This is a genomic window from Allorhizobium sp. nf9_anc, assembly GCF_056323085.1.
Map to the genome: position 1 here is coordinate 2,139,106 of NZ_CM150481.1, position 19,631 is coordinate 2,158,736.

The 19,631-nt window shown below is 61.0% G+C and carries 18 protein-coding genes and 3 tRNA genes; 1 reads left to right on the forward strand and 20 read right to left on the reverse strand.

What is annotated here, in order from left to right; all coding sequences use genetic code 11:
- Positions 1 to 10: 10 nt before the first annotated feature.
- The 20 genes from AC02Y0_RS10320 to AC02Y0_RS10415 form a co-directional block, all read right to left on the reverse strand.
- On the reverse strand, positions 11 to 1,678 hold the full coding sequence (locus AC02Y0_RS10320; RefSeq protein WP_476383743.1) for a ribonuclease J: 1,668 nt from the start codon (positions 1,676 to 1,678) through the stop codon (positions 11 to 13).
- Between the two features lie 18 nt (positions 1,679 to 1,696).
- The gene (locus tag AC02Y0_RS10325) at positions 1,697 to 2,464 is read right to left on the reverse strand and encodes a biotin--[acetyl-CoA-carboxylase] ligase (RefSeq protein WP_476383744.1); all 768 of its coding nucleotides are present in this window, start codon (positions 2,462 to 2,464) and stop codon (positions 1,697 to 1,699) included.
- Positions 2,461 to 3,906 (reverse strand): NADH-quinone oxidoreductase subunit NuoN, encoded by a 1,446-nt coding sequence (gene nuoN, locus AC02Y0_RS10330; protein ID WP_476383745.1) that lies wholly within the window; start codon positions 3,904 to 3,906, stop codon positions 2,461 to 2,463. The genes AC02Y0_RS10325 and nuoN overlap by 4 nt, the downstream gene beginning before the upstream one ends.
- 18 nt (positions 3,907 to 3,924) lie before the next feature.
- Positions 3,925 to 5,436 (reverse strand): NADH-quinone oxidoreductase subunit M, encoded by a 1,512-nt coding sequence (locus AC02Y0_RS10335; RefSeq protein ID WP_102019680.1) that lies wholly within the window; start codon positions 5,434 to 5,436, stop codon positions 3,925 to 3,927.
- Positions 5,436 to 7,430: an NADH-quinone oxidoreductase subunit L gene (gene nuoL, locus AC02Y0_RS10340; protein ID WP_476383746.1), complete on the reverse strand. Its 1,995-nt coding sequence runs from the start codon at positions 7,428 to 7,430 to the stop codon at positions 5,436 to 5,438. The genes AC02Y0_RS10335 and nuoL overlap by 1 nt, the downstream gene beginning before the upstream one ends.
- 7 nt (positions 7,431 to 7,437) lie before the next feature.
- Positions 7,438 to 7,746 carry an NADH-quinone oxidoreductase subunit NuoK gene (gene nuoK, locus AC02Y0_RS10345; RefSeq protein ID WP_102019678.1) on the reverse strand — a complete coding sequence of 103 codons (309 nt, stop codon included), beginning with the start codon at positions 7,744 to 7,746 and terminating at the stop codon, positions 7,438 to 7,440.
- 28 nt (positions 7,747 to 7,774) lie between these two features.
- On the reverse strand, positions 7,775 to 8,389 hold the full coding sequence (locus AC02Y0_RS10350) for an NADH-quinone oxidoreductase subunit J (protein ID WP_476383747.1): 615 nt from the start codon (positions 8,387 to 8,389) through the stop codon (positions 7,775 to 7,777).
- A gap of 153 nt (positions 8,390 to 8,542) precedes the next feature.
- Positions 8,543 to 9,034 carry an NADH-quinone oxidoreductase subunit NuoI gene (gene nuoI / locus AC02Y0_RS10355; protein ID WP_102019676.1) on the reverse strand — a complete coding sequence of 164 codons (492 nt, stop codon included), beginning with the start codon at positions 9,032 to 9,034 and terminating at the stop codon, positions 8,543 to 8,545.
- Positions 9,035 to 9,073: 39 nt separating this feature from the next.
- A complete protein-coding gene (gene nuoH, locus AC02Y0_RS10360) occupies positions 9,074 to 10,117 on the reverse strand; it encodes an NADH-quinone oxidoreductase subunit NuoH (protein WP_102019675.1) in 1,044 nt (347 codons plus the stop codon).
- Between the two features lie 12 nt (positions 10,118 to 10,129).
- A complete protein-coding gene (gene nuoG / locus AC02Y0_RS10365; RefSeq protein WP_476383748.1) occupies positions 10,130 to 12,211 on the reverse strand; it encodes an NADH-quinone oxidoreductase subunit NuoG in 2,082 nt (693 codons plus the stop codon).
- Positions 12,212 to 12,354: 143 nt separating this feature from the next.
- The gene (locus AC02Y0_RS10370) at positions 12,355 to 13,101 is read right to left on the reverse strand and encodes a 5' DNA nuclease (protein ID WP_476383749.1); all 747 of its coding nucleotides are present in this window, start codon (positions 13,099 to 13,101) and stop codon (positions 12,355 to 12,357) included.
- A 12-nt stretch (positions 13,102 to 13,113) separates the two neighbouring features.
- The gene (gene nuoF / locus AC02Y0_RS10375) at positions 13,114 to 14,418 is read right to left on the reverse strand and encodes an NADH-quinone oxidoreductase subunit NuoF (protein WP_476383750.1); all 1,305 of its coding nucleotides are present in this window, start codon (positions 14,416 to 14,418) and stop codon (positions 13,114 to 13,116) included.
- Between the two features lie 11 nt (positions 14,419 to 14,429).
- Positions 14,430 to 15,554: an NADH-quinone oxidoreductase subunit E gene (locus AC02Y0_RS10380; RefSeq protein WP_476383751.1), complete on the reverse strand. Its 1,125-nt coding sequence runs from the start codon at positions 15,552 to 15,554 to the stop codon at positions 14,430 to 14,432.
- A gap of 18 nt (positions 15,555 to 15,572) precedes the next feature.
- The gene (locus tag AC02Y0_RS10385; RefSeq protein WP_476383752.1) at positions 15,573 to 15,815 is read right to left on the reverse strand and encodes a hypothetical protein; all 243 of its coding nucleotides are present in this window, start codon (positions 15,813 to 15,815) and stop codon (positions 15,573 to 15,575) included.
- On the reverse strand, positions 15,815 to 17,005 hold the full coding sequence (locus tag AC02Y0_RS10390; protein WP_444557885.1) for an NADH-quinone oxidoreductase subunit D: 1,191 nt from the start codon (positions 17,003 to 17,005) through the stop codon (positions 15,815 to 15,817). Before AC02Y0_RS10390 ends, AC02Y0_RS10385 begins: the two co-directional genes overlap by 1 nt.
- 17 nt (positions 17,006 to 17,022) lie before the next feature.
- Entirely contained in the window at positions 17,023 to 17,625 is a 603-nt protein-coding gene (locus AC02Y0_RS10395; protein WP_444557884.1) for an NADH-quinone oxidoreductase subunit C, read from the reverse strand.
- Positions 17,626 to 17,643: 18 nt separating this feature from the next.
- A complete protein-coding gene (locus AC02Y0_RS10400; protein WP_054150616.1) occupies positions 17,644 to 18,225 on the reverse strand; it encodes a NuoB/complex I 20 kDa subunit family protein in 582 nt (193 codons plus the stop codon).
- Positions 18,216 to 18,581, reverse strand: coding sequence for an NADH-quinone oxidoreductase subunit A (locus AC02Y0_RS10405; protein ID WP_006727567.1), 366 nt, complete (start codon positions 18,579 to 18,581; stop codon positions 18,216 to 18,218). The genes AC02Y0_RS10400 and AC02Y0_RS10405 overlap by 10 nt, the downstream gene beginning before the upstream one ends.
- Before the next feature lie 263 nt (positions 18,582 to 18,844).
- A tRNA-Asp gene (locus AC02Y0_RS10410) sits at positions 18,845 to 18,921 on the reverse strand.
- Positions 18,922 to 18,985: 64 nt separating this feature from the next.
- Positions 18,986 to 19,062, reverse strand: a tRNA-Asp gene (locus AC02Y0_RS10415).
- A 337-nt stretch (positions 19,063 to 19,399) separates the two neighbouring features.
- Between AC02Y0_RS10415 and AC02Y0_RS10420 the strand changes: the two genes are divergently transcribed.
- A tRNA-Val gene (locus AC02Y0_RS10420) sits at positions 19,400 to 19,475 on the forward strand.
- Positions 19,476 to 19,631 lie beyond the last annotated feature (156 nt).

Sequence of the window (19,631 nt, forward strand, 5' to 3'; positions counted from 1 at the left end):
GCCTCGTCCCTCAGACTTTGGTCAGGAACACCGTGACGATCGGCTTCTTACCCCAGACCTCGTTGGCCGTTGAGCGAACCGCACGGCGAATGGCTTCGCGAACGGTGTCCAGATCCTTGCGGCGGCTGCGCGGAATGCTTTCGACGGCGCCGAGGACAGCGTCATACAGCGTGTCTTCCATCAGCTCACCCTCGTGATCCACTTCCGGCAGGCCGAAGGGGACGACATCGGGATCACCGAGGAAGTCGAAGCGGCTGTCGAGAAGCACGCTCACGGCGACGTGGCCGACATAAGAGAGCTTCTTGCGATCGGCGATGCCCATTTCCTCGATATCGCCGACGAGCTTGCCGTCCTTGTAGACGCGGCCGAAGGGAGCGTGGTCGATGACCTCGGCCGGACCCGGCGCGATGCGCAGGATATCGCCATTGCGGACATGGGGAACGGTCGGGATGCCGGCCTGCAGTGCCAGATCCTTCTGGGCGACCAGGTGAGCTGCTTCGCCATGGACGGGAACGAGCATTTGCGGGCGGACCCACTCGTACATCTTCAAAAGTTCATTGCGGCGCGGATGGCCCGAGACGTGAACCAGCGCTTCACTGTCCGTGATGATGTGCACGCCCTGCTCGATCAAGCCATTCTTGATCTCGAGTATCGCCTTCTCATTGCCGGGAATGGCGCGCGAGGAGAAGACCACGGTGTCGCCGGCGGTCAGCGCCACGTTGCGCATCTCGTCACGCGAGAGCTTGGCGAGCGCTGCACGTGCCTCGCCCTGGCTGCCCGTCAGGATGACGACGACCTTGTCGCGCGGGATGAAACCGTATTCGTCCTCGGCGATGAAGGGGCGAATACCCTCCATGATGCCGATGTCCTGGGCCACATTCGTGACGCGCTTCAGCGAGCTGCCGAGCAACAGGACTTCACGACCTGCGGCTTCCGCTGCGAGCGCGATCGAGCGGATACGGCCGACATTCGAGGAGAAGGTGGTGATGGCGACGCGACCTTCGGCGGCCTCGATGATCTTCTGAAGGCCCGCGGAGACCTCTTCCTCGGACGGAGAGACACCATCACGCATGGCATTGGTGGAATCGCACAGCAATGCGAGGACGCCTTCGTCGCCGACTGCGCGGAAGCGGCCTTCGTCGGTCAGCGGCCCCAGCGAGGGGTTATGGTCGATCTTCCAGTCGCCCGTGTGCACGACATTGCCGAGCGGCGTGCGGATGACCAGCGACATCGGCTCGGGGATCGAATGGTTGACGCCGATCGCCTCGATCTCGAAGGGACCGACATTGATGCGGTCGCCCTGCTTGAAGGGCGTGATCGGGATTTCGGCGCGCGAGCCTTCGTAGTCACGCTTGGCTTCCAGCATGCCGGCGGTGAAACGCGAGGCATAGACCGGCACGTTCAGGCCTGGCCACAGGTCGTTCAAGGCGCCGTAGTGGTCTTCGTGGGCATGGGTGATGATGATGCCCTTGAGGTTCTTATTCTGCTTCTTGATGAATTCGATATCGGGAAGCACGAGGTCCACTCCCGGCAGATCGGGACCGGCGAAGGTCACGCCGCAGTCGACCATGATCCACTGGCGATTGGACGGCGGGCCATAGCCGTACAATGCGAGGTTCATGCCGATTTCACCTACGCCGCCCAGCGGCAGGAAAACCAGTTCGTCGTTCTTGGCCATTCTTCTTTCCGATCCAGTCTACCCGAAAAACACATCTCCGGCGGCAACCGACATCATTCCGTCGGGGCCCCGGTCGAGCAATAAAATTCCCTTATCATCGATTCCGGAAAAGATACCGGAAATCGAGCGATCCGGCAGGTTCACCGTGATTTTCTCGCCGATGCCGCAGGCGACAGCGCGCCACCGCCGGACGATCTCGGCAATGCCCCTGCCCTCGTCCCAGACGTCAAGCACGTCCGCCATCTCGGCGAAAAGGCGGGCGAAGAATTCCGGCGGCGAGATCGACACACCCTGATCGGCGAGCGACGTGACCGGATAGAGCGTCAGATCCGGACGATGGGCGATGTTGATGCCGATGCCGATCGCAAGTGCCATGCGGCCCTCGGCGACGCGTTCGGCTTCCAGCAGGATGCCCGAGGTTTTCTTGCGGCCGATCAAGACGTCGTTCGGCCACTTGATGTCAACGGGCTCACCACCAGGCGGCATCACCGACTGAACGGCGGCATGGACCGCAAGCGCCACGGCAAGCGGCAAGGAGCCGAGTTGCTCTGCTGGGGCCGGATCGATCAACAGCAGGCTCGAGTAAAGATTGCCACGCTCGGAGACCCAAGGGCGACCGCGACGGCCACGGCCTCCGGTCTGGCGCTCGGCTGTCAGCCACAGAAAACCGGAATCGCCCGCGCGAGCGCGGGCGAATGCTTCCGTATTGGTGGACGAGACTTCGTCTAAGGCTTCGTGCCGGAAATCATCGAGAGAAATCCGGCGCGGTCTTCCGAGGCTGGTCAATTAAACAACGTCTTTGCAGCTGCTTCCGCAGCGGTCCCGAGCGGGCCACCGAAGAGAACATAACCGAGGACGAAGAAACCGGAAAGGCCGAAGACGAGGCGCAACTCGACCGACGTGCGGGCGAATTCACCCTTGGCTTCGTCGAACCACATGACCTTGATGATGCGCAGGTAGTAGTAGGCACCGATGACCGAGGCGAGAACGCCGATGATGGCGAGCGCGTAGAGCTTGGCTTCGATGGCCGCCACGAAGACGAAGTACTTGGCAAAGAAGCCTGCCAGCGGCGGAATGCCGGCGAGCGAGAACATCAGCGCGGTCAGCACGAAGGCCATGAAGGGACGCGTGGTCGAGAGGCCAGCGAGATCGTCGATGCTCTCGACATTGCCGCCTTCCTTCTGGCGCATCGCCATGATGCAGGCGAAGGTGCCGAGCGTCATGACCAGGTAGATCATCATGTAGATCAGGACGCCGGCAACACCGGTGTCATTGCCGGCAGCGAGGCCGACAAGTGCGTAGCCCATGTGACCGATGGACGAATAAGCCATCAGTCGCTTGATGTTCTTCTGGCCGATGGCGGCGACAGACCCCAGCACCATCGAGGCGATCGCGATGAAGACCACGATCTGCTGCCATTCGGCGAAGATGGGCAGGAAGGCGTCAATGACGATACGGACGAAGATGGCCATGGCGCCGATCTTCGGAGCAGCCGCGAGGAAAGCGGTGACCGGGGTCGGGGCGCCTTCGTAAACGTCAGGCGTCCACATGTGGAACGGAACGGCCGAGATCTTGAATGCCAGACCGGCGAGGACGAAGACCAGACCGAAGATCAGGCCGAGCGATGGTTCGCCCTGCGAGAGAACGGCAGAGATCTGCTCGAAGCCCGTGTTGCCGGTGAAGCCGTAGACCAGCGACATGCCATAGAGCAGCATGCCCGAGGAAAGCGCGCCGAGCACGAAGTACTTGAGGCCAGCTTCCGTCGAGCGCAGGCTGTCGCGGTTGATGGCAGCGACGACGTAGAGCGCGAGCGACTGCAGTTCGAGCGCCATGTAGAGCGTGATCAGGTTGTTGGCCGAGATCATCAGCATGACGCCGAGGGTCGCGAGCACCAGCAGGACCGGGAATTCGAACTTGTCGAGGTGGTCGAAGCGGGCGTGACCGACCGCCATGATCATCGCCGTCACCGAACCGATGATGGCGAGGATCTTCATGAACTTTGCATAGCCGTCGGCGATATAGGCGCCGTTGAAGGCCTGGCCTTCGGCGCCCGAGAAGACAAGCCAGGCGCCGGAGAAGATCAGAAGCGCGATCGCGAGCCCCGTGACGACACTGTTCGACTTATCGCCCGAAAACACGCCGATCATGAGCAGCACCATGGCGCCCACGGCCAGGATCAGTTCCGGCGTGACCAGATGCAGGCTTGCAATGAGAGTTTCAACGGTCATGTCCAAAGGATCCTGTCGTCAGTTCGCAATCAGCGCCAGAGACTGGGCTGCTTGCAAGGCTGCGGAGTAGTTGTTCACCAGATTGTCGACGGAGGCTGCGGTCGCATCGAGGATGGGAGCCGGGTAGACGCCGAAGAAGATGGTGAGTGCGATCAGCGGGTAAAGCACGAGCTTTTCGCGGGCATTCAAGTCGAGCATGGCCTTCAGGCTCTCCTTCTCAAGCGCACCGAAGACGACCCGGCGATAGAGCCAGAGCGCATAGGCAGCCGAAAGGATGACGCCGGTGGCGGCGAAGAGCGCGACCCAGGTATTGACGCGGAAGACGCCGATCAGGGTGAGGAATTCACCGACGAAGCCCGAGGTACCCGGCAGGCCGACATTGGCCATGGTGAAGACCATGAAGGCAAGCGCATATTTCGGCATGTTGTTGACGAGGCCGCCATAGGCCGCGATCTCGCGGGTGTGGAGACGGTCGTAGATCACGCCGACGCAGAGGAAGAGCGCGCCGGAGACGAAGCCGTGGCTGATCATCTGGAAGATCGCACCCTGCACGCCCTGCTGGTTGGCGGCGAAGATACCCATGGTCACGTAACCCATGTGGGCGACGGACGAGTAGGCGATCAGCTTCTTGATGTCTTCCTGCATCATCGCGACCAGCGAGGTGTAGATGATGGCAATGACCGACAGCGTAAAGACGAAGGGCGCGAAGAAGTCGGACGCCAGCGGGAACATCGGCAGCGAGAAGCGTAGGAAGCCGTAGCCGCCAAGCTTCAGCAGGATACCCGCCAGGATGACGGAACCGGCCGTCGGTGCCTGAACGTGCGCGTCCGGCAGCCAGGTATGAACAGGCCACATCGGCATCTTCACCGCGAACGAGGCGAAGAAGGCAAGCCATAGCCATGTCTGCATCTGCGGCGGGAAATCGTGCTGCAGCAGCGCTGCGATATCGGTCGTGCCGGCATCCCAGTACATTGCCATGATGGCGAGCAGCATCAGCACCGAGCCGAGCAGCGTGTAGAGGAAGAACTTGTAGGACGCGTAGACGCGATCCTTGCCACCCCAAACGCCGATGATGATGAACATCGGGATCAGGCCGGCTTCGAAGAAGACGTAGAAGAGCACGATGTCGAGCGACACGAAGACGCCGATCATCAGGGTCTCGAGGACCAGGAAGGCGATCATGTATTCCTTCAGGCGCTTCTCGACCGAGGTCCAGCTCGCGAGAATGCAGAAGGGCATGAGCAGCGTCGTCAGGATGACGAACAGCATCGAGATGCCGTCGACGCCGACATGGTAGGAGATGCCGGTCCCGAGCCAGGCGTGCTTTTCCACCATCTGGAAGCCGGTGTTCGAATTGTCGAAATTGATCCAGATGAAGAGCGACACGACGAAGGTGAAGACCGTCGTCAGCAGCGAGACGTTCAGGATGTTGCGGCGGCCGAGAGAGGTGTCACCACGGGTCAGCAGAAGCAGAGCCACGCCGACCAGGGGAAGGAAGGTGACCGTCGAGAGAATGGGCCAATCGGTCATCAGAGGGAGCTCCCGAGCATCATCCAGGTAACGAGGGCCGCAATGCCGATCAGCATCGCGAAGGCATAATGGTAGAGGTAGCCAGACTGCAGGCGAACGACCCTCTGGGTCAGGCCGCCGACGGCCGAGGCGACACCGTTCGGGCCATAGGCGTCGATGGTGGCAACGTCACCCTTCTTCCAGAGGAAGCGGCCGAGCGCCTTGGAGGACCGAACGAAGAGGAAGTCGTAGAGCTCGTCGAAGTACCACTTGTTGAGCAGGAACTGGTAGAGCATCCACTGCTGTTCAGCGAGCTTCTTCGGCGCTGACGGGTTCTTGATATACATGTACCAGGCGGTGACGAAGCCGAGTGCCATGGCGACGAACGGGCTCCACTTCACCCACTTCGGCACTTCATGGAACTCTTCGAGAACCGTGTTGGTCGGCAGCGTGAAGAGCGCGCCCTTCCAGAAATCGGCATAGTGATGACCGAAGAAATAGTCGTGGAAGATCACGCCAGCAACGACAGCACCGATGCCGAGCAGCAGAAGCGGCAGCAGCATGACCATCGGCGACTCGTGCACGTGGTGCATGACATCGGCGGAAGCGCGCGGCTTGCCGAAGAAGGTCATGAACGCCAGGCGCCACGAGTAGAAGCTGGTGAAGAGAGCGGCAATCACGAGCAGGGTGAAGGCGAAGACGCCGACCGAGCTATGCGAAGCGAAAGCCGATTCGATGATGGCATCCTTCGAGAAGAAACCAGCAAAGCCGATGATCGTGCCGGGGATGCCGACGCCGGTCAGCGCCAGCGTACCGATGGTCATCGCCCAGAAGGTATAGGGGATGTGCTTACGCAGACCGCCCATGTAGCGCATGTCCTGCTCGCCATCGACAGCGTGGATGACGGAACCGGCACCTAGGAACAGGAGCGCCTTGAAGAAGGCGTGCGTGAAGAGGTGGAAGACGGCCGCGCCATAGGCGCCGACACCGAGCGCCACGAACATGTAGCCGAGCTGCGAGCAGGTCGAATAGGCGATGACGCGCTTGATGTCGTTCTGAACCAGACCGACGGTCGCGGCGAAGAAGGCCGTGATCGCACCGACGATGGTGACGACGGTCAGCGCATCCGGCGACAGTTCGAACACCGGCGACATGCGGGCGACGAGGAAGACGCCTGCGGTAACCATGGTTGCGGCGTGAATCAGCGCCGAAACCGGGGTCGGGCCTTCCATGGCGTCCGGCAGCCAGGTGTGCAGCAAGAACTGCGCAGACTTACCCATCGCGCCCATGAAGAGCAGCAGGCAGGCGCCGGTCAGCGCATGGCTGCGGTCGAGCTGCATGCCGAAGAGGTTGAGGACAACTTCCGGAGCGGCTGCAGGATCGGTCGGCAGATAGGACTGGGCCGAGGCGAAGATCGTCTCGAGGTTGATCGAGCCGAACATCACGAAAAGGGCCGAGATGCCGAGGATGAAGCCGAAGTCACCGACGCGGTTGACGATGAAGGCCTTCATGGCGGCAGCCGAAGCCGACGGCTTCTTATACCAGAAACCGATCAGCAGATAGGACGCCAGGCCCACGCCTTCCCAGCCGAAGAACATCTGCAGCAGGTTGTCCGACGTGATGAGCATGAGCATCGCGAAGGTGAAGAGCGAAAGATAGGCAAAGAAGCGCGGCCGATGCGGGTCGTGATGCATGTAGCCGATCGAGTAGAGGTGCACGAGGCACGACACCGAGTTGACGACCACGAACATAACGGCGGTCAGCGTGTCGATGCGGAAGGCCCACTCGACGTCGATGCCGCCGGACTGGATCCAGCGCAGCACGGGCACCTTGATGACCTCGTGGGCCTCATGGCTCATGGCGACGTTGAAGAAGACGATCCAGGACAGAACGGCCACGATGATCATCAGACCGGTGGTCACATATTCCGACGCCTTGGCACCGATCTGGCGGCCGAAAAGGCCGGCGATCAGGAAGCCGATCAGGGGGAGAAAGACGATAGCCTTGTAGATCATGACCCGATCAGCCCTTCATCATGTTGACGTCTTCGACGGCGATGGAGCCGCGATTACGGTAGAAGACCACCAGGATCGCGAGACCGATAGCCGCTTCGGCGGCTGCCACCGTCAGGATAAACAGCGCGAAGACCTGGCCGACGAGATCGCCGAGGAAGGTCGAGAAGGCGACCATGTTGATGTTGACCGCGAGCAGGATCAACTCGATCGACATCAGGATGACGATGACGTTCTTGCGGTTCAGGAAGATGCCGAAGACCCCGAGGGTGAAGAGCATGGCACTGACCGTGAGGTAGTGGGAAAGACCGATTTCCATAATTCTGTTCCTTGACCTCTTGCTCGGCTCAGACGCCCTGGCCCGGCTTGACCTTGACCACCTTGACGGAGGTCTCTGGCGTGCGGGCGACCTGGGCGGAGATGTCCTGGCGCTTGATGTTGGTGCGGTGGCGCAGGGTCAGCACGATCGCGCCGATCATGGCGACGAACAGGACCAGGCCCGCGATCTGGAAGAAGAAGACGTAATCGGTATAGAGCACGTCGCCCAGCGCCTGCGTGTTCTGACGTTCCGCCACAGCCGGGATCGGCTGGGTGATCGCATTCAGCGCCTCGGGGCTGATCGTGCTGCCGCCGATGACGACAACAAGTTCAACCGCAACGATAAGGCCGATCAGCGCGCCGACGGGCGCGTATTTCGCAGCCCCTGCCCTCAGTTCCGTGAAGTCGATGTCGAGCATCATCACGACGAAGAGGAAGAGAACCGCAACCGCGCCGACATAGACGACCAGAAGGATCATCGCCAGGAATTCAGCCCCCGTAAGGAGCAGAAGGCCCGAAGCGTTGATGAAGGTCAGAATGAGGAACAGGACCGAATGGACCGGGTTCCGAGCCGATATCACCATGAAGGCCGAAGCCACCGCGACAAAGGCGAAGAGATAGAAAAAGAGAGCCTGAAGACCCATGTTGGTGCCTTTTCATCTTCCCCCGGACGAGGGCCCTGCCCCGCCGCCCGATAAGGCGTGACCGATATCCCCATCGGCACGCCCGTTACAAATTTCATTCATGTGCCCCGGCGAAGCCCCGCGCTCCGCCCAAGGCGATCGATCCCTAAGGGATCAGCGGTAGGGAGAGTCCATCGCGATGTTGCGCGCGATTTCACGTTCCCAGCGGTCGCCATTGTCAAGCAGGCGTGCCTTGTCGAAATAGAGCTCTTCGCGGGTCTCGGTGGCGAACTCGAAGTTCGGTCCCTCAACGATCGCGTCGACCGGGCAGGCTTCCTGGCAGAAACCGCAATAAATGCACTTCACCATGTCGATGTCGTAACGCACCGTGCGGCGCGTGCCGTCATTGCGGCGCGGGCCAGCTTCGATGGTGATGGCCTGGGCAGGACAGATCGCCTCGCAGAGCTTGCAGGCGATGCAGCGCTCTTCGCCGTTCGGATAGCGGCGCAGCGCATGCTCGCCGCGGAAGCGGGCCGATACCGGGCCCTTTTCGAACGGGTAGTTGATCGTTGCCTTCTGCTTGAAGAAGTAGCGCATCGACAGGAAGAATGCGCCGACGAACTCCTTCAGGAAGATCGAATTGATAGCCTGGGTCAGAGCAGCCATCTTGTTCTCCTAATCAGCCAAGTGTCCGGGAGGGCGTCATTACGCCCAACCCATCAGCTTCAGCACGAATGCAGTGATGATGACCATGGCGAGCGAGATCGGAAGGAAGACCTTCCAACCGAGACGCATCAGCTGGTCATAGCGGTAGCGCGGAACGAATGCCTTCACCATGGCGAACATGAAGAAGACCATGGTCGCCTTCAGCACGAACCAGATGATGCCCGGGACCCAGTTGAGGAACCAGACGTCGACCGGCGGCAACCAGCCTCCGAGGAAGAGGATCGTGGTCAGCGAGCACATCAGGACGATGGCCGCGTATTCGCCGAGCATGAACATCATGTACGGGGTCGAGCCGTATTCGACCATGAAGCCGGCGACGAGTTCGGATTCGGCTTCCGGAAGGTCGAAGGGCGGACGGTTGGTTTCTGCCAATGCCGAGATGAAGAAGATCACGAACATTGGGAAGAGCGCCAGCCAGTGCCAGTCGAGGAAGGAGGCCGGAAGACCCATCATCGTGCCGAGGCCGTTGTTCTGGGCCACGACGATGTCGGTCAGGTTGAGCGAACCGACGCAGAGCAGAACGGTGACGATGACAAAGCCCATCGAGACTTCGTAGGACACCATCTGCGCTGCCGAGCGAAGGGCACCGAGGAACGGGTACTTCGAGTTCGAAGCCCAGCCGCCCATGATGATGCCGTAGACTTCGAGCGACGACACCGCGAAGACGAACAGGATGCCGACATTGATGTTGGCGATCACCCATCCGGCGTTGACCGGGATAACTGCCCAGGTTGCGAGCGCGAGCGTCACGGCAACGAGCGGGGCCAGCAGGAAGACGCCCTTGTTGGCGCCCGCCGGAATGACCGGCTCCTTGAAGACGAACTTCAGTAGGTCGGCGAAGGACTGGAAGAGACCCCAGGGGCCTACGACGTTCGGACCGCGACGCAGCTGAACGGCTGCCCAGATCTTGCGGTCTGCTAGCAGGATGTAGGCGATGAAGACCAGAAGGCAGACGAGCAGCAGAAGGGACTGCCCGATCATGATGGCCGCCGGCCACACATAGGTGGAAACGAAATTATCCATGGTCCCCTGCCCTTACTCTGCCGCGGCCTTGAAATTGTTGCGGGCCAATGCCGAGCACTCTGCCATGACGGCCGAAGCGCGTGCGATCGGGTTCGTCAAATAGAAGTCTTTGACCGGCGACGCAAACAGAGACTTGCCCATCTTCCCGGGTTTTTTCGCCAGTGCAGCAATATCGGCCGAAGAGCCGGCTGCGATCTCGTCGATCTCGGCGAAATGCGGGTAGGCTTCATAGAGCTGGCCACGCAGCTGCGACAGCGAATCGAACGGCAGCTTCTTGCCGAGCACATCGGAAAGTGCACGCAGGATCGCCCAGTCTTCGCGAGCCTCGCCCGGCGCGAAGCCGGCGCGGTTGCCCATCTGGACGCGGCCTTCGGTGTTGACCCAGGTACCCGACTTCTCGGTATAGGTCGCGCCCGGCAGGATGACGTCGGCGTAATGCGCGCCGTTGTCGCCGTGGCTGCCGATATAGACGACGCACTTGGCTGTCTTGGCCGAGAAATCGAGTTCGTCGGCGCCGAGCAGGAAGACGACGTCGAGCGAGGACAGCATCTGACCGGCAGCAACTGACCCCTCGCCCGGCACGAAGCCAAGGTCGAGCGCGCCGACTCGCGAGGCTGCGGTGTGCAGGACACAGAAGCCATTCCACTCATCGGTCACTGCGCCAACATCGGCTGCCAGCTTGGCGGCGTTCGCGAGAACGGCCTGGCCATCAGGGCCCGACAGAGCGCCCTGGCCGATGATGATCATCGGGTTCTTGGCGGCCTTCAGCGTTTCGGCGAAGTTGTTCTTGCCCGAGACAAGCTCGGCCAAAGTCTCGGTGCCGGCACCAAGGTAATCATAGGGGTAACGCAGGTCGCCGCCTTCGCCGATCAGGGCGATCGGCAGGCCACCGCGGCGCCAACGCTTGCGGATGCGGGCGTTCAGAACAGCGGCTTCATAACGCGGGCTTGCACCAACGATGAGGATCGCATCGGCGGCTTCGATGCCTTCGATGCCGGCGTTGAAGACGTAGGTCGAGCGGCCGAGCGACGGATCGAGTGCCGTCCCATCCTGGCGACAGTCGGTATTGCCAGACCCCAGAGCGTTGACGAGCGACTTCAGCGCGAAGATTTCCTCAACGGAAGCGAGGTCACCGGCGACAGCACCGATCTTGTCAGCCGAGGTCGAGGCAACAGCCGACTTGATGGCGGCGAATGCTTCAGCCCAGCTTGCAGGCTGCAGACGGCCATCCTTCTTCACGTAGGGGCGGTCGAGACGCTGGGTCTTCAGGCCATCCCAGATGAAGCGGGTCTTGTCGGAGATCCACTCTTCGTTGATCTGCTCGTTGACGCGCGGCATGATGCGCATCACTTCGCGGCCGCGCGTATCGACGCGGATCGCTGAACCCAGCGCATCCATGACGTCGACCGATTCGGTCTTGTTCAGTTCCCACGGACGGGCCGTGAAGGCGAAAGGCTTGGAGGTCAGCGCGCCGACCGGGCAGAGGTCGACGACATTGCCCTGGAGCTCAGACGTCATTGCCTGCTCGAGATAGGTCGTGATCTCGGCGTCTTCGCCACGGCCGATCAGGCCGAGTTCGGCAATACCGGCCACTTCGGTGGTGAAGCGGACGCAGCGCGTGCAGTGAATGCAGCGGTTCATCACGGTCTTGACCAGCGGTCCGATATACTTGTCTTCGACGGCGCGCTTGTTCTCGGTATAGCGCGAGCTGTCGATACCAAATGCCATGGCCTGGTCCTGCAGGTCGCATTCGCCACCCTGGTCGCAGATCGGGCAATCCAGCGGATGATTGATCAGCAGGAATTCCATCACGCCTTCGCGGGCCTTCTTGACCATCGGCGTGTTGGTGAAGACTTCCGGAAGTTCGCCGTTCGGGCCGCCGCGCACGTCGCGCACGCCCATGGCACAGGAGGCTGCCGGCTTCGGCGGGCCACCCTTCACTTCGACAAGGCACATCCGGCAATTGCCGGCAACCGACAGTCTTTCATGGAAACAAAAGCGCGGAACCTCGGCGCCGGCTTCCTCGCACGCCTGCAACAGCGTGAAATGATCCGGAACCTCGATCTCTTTACCGTCGACCTTCAGCTTTGCCATATTCGCCTTCCTGCCTCACGCTTCCGCGCATCTTGCCGTGGCATTACTGCCGCGACTGACGACCCTCGTCCCTTCCGGATGAAAAGCCGCCCGTTTTATCCCTCAAGCCCAGCGCATCGCCCCCGCGCCGCCGGACCCTAATCTCACTTGCCTGACCGAGCCTTGCCGCCCGCCAATCGGCGCGCCTGGCCTGCCCAGTCGTCTCGCAGCACACGGCCGTCGAGACCCAATTCCTTGTCCAGCGCTGTTAGCGCCGCCTCGTCCATCGCCACCAGATCCTGATAGCGGGTGATGCCCCTGCCCTTCAGGACCTGCTCGACCTTCGGGCCGATACCGTCGATCTTCTTCAGATCGTCGGCCCTGCCGGAGGCCTTTTTCGGCTTCGGTGCCGGAACGGCGACCTCGACCTTCGGTTCAGGCTTTGCCTTGACCTTCGGCGCGGCCGCAGGTTTAGCGACCGCCTTTGCCTTTGGTGCCGGCTTCGGCTTTTCCACCTTGGCGGCGACCGGTTTAGCCGGCGCTTCAGCCTTGGCCTTCACCTTCGACGCGACCGGCTTTTCCGCCTTCACCTTCGCCGGAGTAAGCGCTGGTTCTGACGTTTCAGCCGCCGCCTCGACCTTGGTCTCGGGCTCGGCGACCGAATCAGCCTCCGCCGCCTTGCGTTCTTCTTCCAGCTGCCGCGCAAGCTGGCCTGTCACTTCCATGGCACCCTGGAGGGAGCCGAGGAAAAACTTGCTCATCTGCGCCGCCATGCCGAAGCCGAAGGCGGTTGCGGCGGCCATTGCGGCCGCCGGATTGGTCATCAGGTCGTCGAGACCTTCGGGAGCGCGAGTTTCCGACGCCGGTTCGTCCGGCCCCTTCTTCCCGCCCTTGTCCGAAGAGCTCGTCATCCCTTTTGTCCCTTACTCTGCCGCTTCCATGACCACCCCGTGGGCGATCGCGTTGCGGGTGTACTGGTCGATGCGCTTTTCCATCTCGGGACGGAAATGCTTGATCAGGCCCTGGATCGGCCATGCGGCCGCGTCACCCAACGCACAGATGGTGTGGCCCTCGACCTGCTTCGTCACCTGGAAGAGCATGTCGATTTCACGCTTCTGGGCATTGCCCTTCACCATGCGTTCCATAACGCGCATCATCCAGCCCGTGCCTTCACGGCACGGCGTGCACTGGCCACAGCTCTCGTGCTTGTAGAAGGCCGAGAGGCGCCAGATGGCCTTCACGATATCGGTCGACTTGTCCATGACGATGACAGCGGCGGTGCCGAGGCCGGAGCCCAGCTCGCGCAGACCGTCATAGTCCATGATGGCGTCCTTCATCTGGGCGCCCGGTACGCAAGGTACCGACGAGCCGCCCGGGATGACGGCAAGCAGGTTGTCCCAGCCGCCGCGGATGCCGCCACAGTGCTTTTCGATCAGCTCCTGGAAGGTGATCGACATGGCTTCTTCGACCGTGCACGGCTTGTTGACGTGACCGGAAATCGAAAACAGCTTAGTGCCGGCATTGTTCGGACGACCGAAGCTCGAATACCAGGACGCACCGCGACGCAGGATGGTCGGGGCAACGGCGATCGATTCGACGTTGTTGACCGTGGTCGGGCAGCCGTAGAGACCCATATTGGCCGGGAACGGCGGCTTCAGACGAGGCTGGCCCTTCTTGCCTTCAAGGCTTTCCAGAAGTGCTGTTTCTTCGCCGCAGATGTAAGCGCCGGCGCCGTGATGCACGACGATGTCGATGTCGTAGCCGAGCTTGTTGTTCTTGCCGAGCAGACCGTAGTCGTAGCACTCGTCGATCGCGGCCTGCAGGGCTTCGCGTTCGCGCATGAATTCGCCGCGAACATAGATGAAGGCGTGATGCGCGTTCATGGCGAAGGAGGCGATGACGCAGCCTTCGATCAGGGTGTGCGGATCATGGCGCATGATCTCGCGGTCCTTGCAAGTGCCGGGTTCCGACTCGTCGGCATTGACCACGAGGTAGTGCGGGCGACCGTCCGATTCCTTCGGCATGAAGGACCACTTGAGACCGGTCGGGAAGCCTGCGCCGCCGCGACCGCGAAGACCGGAGGCCTTCATCTCGTTGATGATCCAGTCCCGGCCCTTTTCGAGGATTTGCTTGGTGCCATCCCAGTGGCCACGGCTCATGGCGCCCTTCAGGGACTTGTCCTTGAGGCCGTAGATATTGGTAAAGATGCGATCCTGATCTCTCAACATAACCTAACCTCTCAGCGTGGCTTCTTGCCGAAGACCTTGATGTATTCCGCTTCGCCACCCTTGGCGAGCGCCTTGGCCTGCTTGACCCAGTCGTCCCGCTCGATGCGGCCGTAGAACTTGAGGTAGGTGTCGACCCACTCGCGTTCTGCCTTCTTCCACTTGGCGATCTGATCGAACGTGTAGACGCCGAGGCCGTTCAGTGTCGCTTCGATCTTCGGACCGACGCCCGAGATCATCTTCAGATCATCGGGAGCTGCCGGACGCTCGATGCCTTGAGGACGGTTCTTTTCGTCCATGACCGGAGCGGGAGCCGGTGCAACTTCCTTTTCGACCGGGCGCGCCGTATCGGCGGAATCGCCCTTCTGCTTGACGTTCTCGGCAGCCGCCTTCTTGGCGGTTGCCGGTGTCTTCAGGCTCTTGTCCGTTTCGGGCGCATCGGTCACCGGCTTTGCGGCATTGGCCGGCGGAACCGATGTTTCCTCAGGCTTGGCCGCAGCGGGCGTGTCGCTGAAGCGGATCGGCTGGATGTCACCGGTCAGCGTCGTCGGACCACCAACGGGTGCCGAGAAGATTCGATCAACCTGCGGACCCGGCTTGACGTCGGAGCCCTTGCCTGCGGCAAAGCGATCGATGATGTGCTCGAGCTGGGTCACGGTCAGGTCTTCATAGGCGTCCTTGAAGATCATCACCATTGGCGCATTGACGCAGGCGCCCTGACACTCAACCTCTTCCCAGGAAAGCGTGCCGTCGGCGTTGCGCTCGAAGGGCTCCGGATGGATCTTCGACTTGCAGACGTGGATCAGATCTTCCGCACCGCGCAGCATGCAAGGCGTCGTGCCGCAGACCTGGATATGGGCCCGGGTACCGACAGGCTTCAGCTGGAACTGGGTGTAGAAGGTCGCGACTTCCAGGACGCGGATGTAAGCCATGTCGAGCTTTTCAGCGACATACTCGATCGCAGCCTTGGTGACCCAGCCTTCCTGTTCCTGTGCGCGCATCAGCAGCGGAATGACAGCCGATTGCTGGCGCCCCGCCGGATACTTGCGAATGGTGGCCTCAGCCCAGGTGGCGTTTTCCGGATTGAAGGAAAACGCTGCGGGCTGGAATTGCTCTTCGGCTAGTCGACGAACGGACATACTTCCTCACGCCTTGTCTCAGTTTATGGAACCACACCGCGTATTCGTCACATTGGCGAATTCGCAGGCATAGGCCGAATTGTCTTTCTGAACGAATACGAAGAGCTTCGAGCCGGTCCAGCTGGAGCTTTTAATCTCGTATCCATCCTGGATCAGCTTGGCCATCGATACTGTCTCGCGCGACGATACGTTACCCTGTTCCTGGGCCACCACCTGGGTGGCACCGAGACAGATCAACGTTGCGGCAAGTACCTTCAGCATCAGCGGTCAACTTCCCCGAACACGATGTCGAGCGAGCCGAGGATTGCCGAGACGTCGGCCAGCTGGTGGCCGCGGCACAGGAAATCCATGGCCTGCAGATGTGCGTAACCCGGGGCGCGGATCTTGCAGCGATAGGGCTTATTTGTGCCGTCGGAGACGAGGAAGACGCCGAACTCGCCCTTGGGGGCTTCGACAGCGGCATAAACCTCACCGGCCGGCACATGATAGCCTTCCGTGTAGAGCTTGAAGTGGTGGATCAGGCCTTCCATAGAACGCTTCATCTCGCCACGCTTCGGCGGAACGACCTTGCCGTCCAGCGACGAAACCGGGCCGGTCTTGGCATCGCCGAGCAGACGGTTGACGCACTGCTTCATGATCTTCACCGACTCGCGCATTTCGAACATGCGGATCAGGTAACGATCGTAGCAGTCGCCGTTCTTGCCGACCATGATGTCGAAGTCGAGATCGGCATAGCACTCGTAGGGCTGCGACTTGCGCAGATCCCAGGCAGCGCCCGAACCGCGGACCATCACGCCCGAGAAGCCCCAGGCCCAGCAGTCATCCAGGCTGACAACGCCGATATCGACGTTACGCTGCTTGAAGATGCGGTTGCCGGTGAGAAGATCGTCGATGTCGTCGAGCTTTTCCGGGAACTGGTCGCACCACTTGCCGATATCCTCGACGAGATCATGCGGCAGATCCTGATGGATGCCACCCGGACGGATATAGGCGGCGTGCATGCGGGCACCGGAGGCGCGCTCGTAGAACACCATCAGCTTTTCGCGCTCTTCGAAGCCCCAGAGGGGCGGCGTCAGCGCGCCGACGTCCATGGCCTGCGTCGTGACGTTAAGGAGGTGCGAGAGGATACGGCCGATTTCCGAATAGAGAACGCGGATCAGCTGACCACGGATCGGGATCTGGATGTCGAGGAGCTTTTCGACGGCCAGCGAATAGGCATGTTCCTGGTTCATCGGCGCGACATAGTCGAGACGATCGAAATAGGGCAGCGCCTGCAGATAGGTCTTGGTCTCGATCAGCTTCTCGGTGCCGCGATGCAGCAGGCCGATATGCGGATCGACGCGCTCGACGATTTCACCGTCAAGCTCCAGCACGAGGCGCAGAACGCCGTGGGCGGCCGGATGCTGCGGACCGAAGTTAATGTTGAAGTTGCGGACGTTGTGTTCGTTCATGGTCTCTGCCCTTCCGCTCACTTGGCCGCTTTTTCATCGCCGGGCAGCACGTAATCCGTGCCTTCCCAGGGCGAGAGGAAGTCGAAATTGCGGAATTCCTGCTTGAGCTCCACCGGTTCGTAGACGACGCGCTTGGCGTTGTCGTCGTAGCGAACTTCGACGAAACCGGTCGTGGGGAAGTCCTTGCGCAGCGGATGGCCTTCGAAGCCGTAGTCGGTAAGGATACGACGCAGGTCCGGATGATCCGTGAAGAGGATGCCGTACATGTCCCAGGTTTCGCGCTCGAACCAATCAGCGCCGGGGAAAACCGAACAGGCGGACGGGACCGGCTTGAACTCGCCGGTCGCGACCTTGATGCGGATGCGCAGGTTCTGGCGCGGCGACAGCAGGTGGTAGACCACGTCGAAGCGGTCTTCGCGCTTCGGGTAGTCGACGCCGCAGATGTCGATCAGGTTGACGAAGCCGCACTGGACGTCGTCGCGCAGGAAGGTCAGGAGCGAGATCAGGTTTTCCGACTTCGCCGTCAGCGACAGCTCGCCGAAACGGATTTCGCTCGACGCGATCAGCGCACCGCGCATCTCTGCGAGGTAGGAGGCAAGCTCGTTCAGGGCTTCACTCATGTTTTCAGTCCCTTCGCCTTACCGCTCGATCGTGCCCGTGCGCCGGATCTTCTTCTGCAGGAGCATCACGCCATATAGCAGAGCTTCTGCCGTGGGGGGACAGCCCGGCACGTAGATATCGACCGGCACGACGCGGTCGCAGCCGCGCACGACGGAATAGGAATAATGGTAGTAGCCGCCGCCATTGGCGCAGGAACCCATCGAGATCACGTAACGCGGTTCCGGCATCTGGTCATAGACCTTGCGGAGCGCGGGCGCCATCTTGTTGGTCAGCGTGCCGGCGACGATCATGACGTCGGACTGACGCGGTGAGGCGCGCGGCGCAAAGCCGAAGCGCTCTGCGTCGTAACGCGGCATGGAGAGCTGCATCATTTCGACGGCGCAGCAGGCCAGACCAAAGGTCATCCACATCAGGGAGCCAGTACGGGCCCAGTTGATCAGCTCGTCGGTCGAGGTGACCAGAAAGCCCTTGTCGGCGAGCTCGTTGTTGATCTCGCCGAAGAAGCGGTCATCGGCGCCGATTGGCTTGCCGGTGTTGGGATCGATGATACCCTTCGCCTGCGGCGCGATCATCGTCGTATCGGACTGGATCACTCCCATTCGAGCGCCCCCTTCTTCCATTCATAGATAAAGCCGACGGTGAGAACACCGAGGAAAACCATCATCGACCAAAAGCCGAACCAGCCGATCTCACCGAATGAGACTGCCCAAGGGAACAGGAAGGCGACTTCGAGGTCGAAGATGATGAAGAGAATCGACACCAGGTAGAAGCGGATGTCGAACTTCATGCGGGCATCGTCAAACGCATTGAAGCCGCACTCGTAGGCCGAAAGCTTCTCCGAATCGGGCGCCTTGTAAGCCACGGCAAACGGCGCCACCAAAAGCGCGATACCGATAATCAAGGATATGCCGATGAAGATGGCGATCGGAAGGTAAGAACCGAGCAGTTCAGTCATCATATCACCCTGCTTGTCTCGCATGCCATGAGGCATCTAGGGCGGAGTCGACAAGCCGTAAAGAGAGTTGCAACGCGCCGTGGTTAGCGCAGGCAGCCACCCAGCGCAAGTCCAACCAAAGCCTTTTCACCCGATACCGGAGAGCACCTTACCAGCGGGTAAAATGCCTGTCTCGCGCAATCGCGCGTGCAGTGCAAAAAGACACAGCAATGATGCCGGCGCCAGAGGCGCAAGTCATCAGAAAATCACCTGGAGAAAAGAAGTGGCGCGAGTGACGGGGCTCGAACCCGCGACCTCCGGCGTGACAGGCCGGCACTCTAACCGACTGAGCTACACCCGCGCATTTCATGGGGTTGGCCCCATGTCTTCGCTGCCTTAAGCAGCATGCCCTGAAGGCTTTGGAATGGCGCGAGTGACGGGGCTCGAACCCGCGACCTCCGGCGTGACAGGCCGGCACTCTAACCAACTGAGCTACACCCGCGCATTTCCAAATCGGGGTTCAAGGCGATCCCCGTCGAGCGGCTTGCCGTTCGATGAGCGGCTCTCTACGGGGTTCATCTGGAGGTGTCAAGCAGCTTTCAAGACAAAACCGTGACCGCCCGATTTTTTGCCCAGCCCCCTCCCCCGGGCTTTCAAAGAGCCTGCGGTTCGCGACAACGCGCCGCAGGCGGAGAACAAGGATTCTCGTCGCTTATCCACATGGCGCAGATGGCCGGATGACAAAAAAACAAAAAATCTGCACAAACGCTCTTGCAGATTTTGCGCGATCCGCATAGATCACGGCCACCGACGCGGCGGACATGATCCGGTCAGCGCACGGGCGATTAGCTCAGTTGGTAGAGCGCCTCGTTTACACCGAGGATGTCGGGAGTTCGAGTCTCTCATCGCCCACCATTTTTCCTTCACACTGCATGCTGTTGGTTCGCTTATGCTTCCTGCGCGTTGCGTTAAGCTATCGGCTAGTGTGTCTTTCTCCGCAAAACGCAAAACGGACGACACCCTTCGGTCCCGTCCGTTCGCTGATGTCTATGTGGGGCGAACGATTCGTCG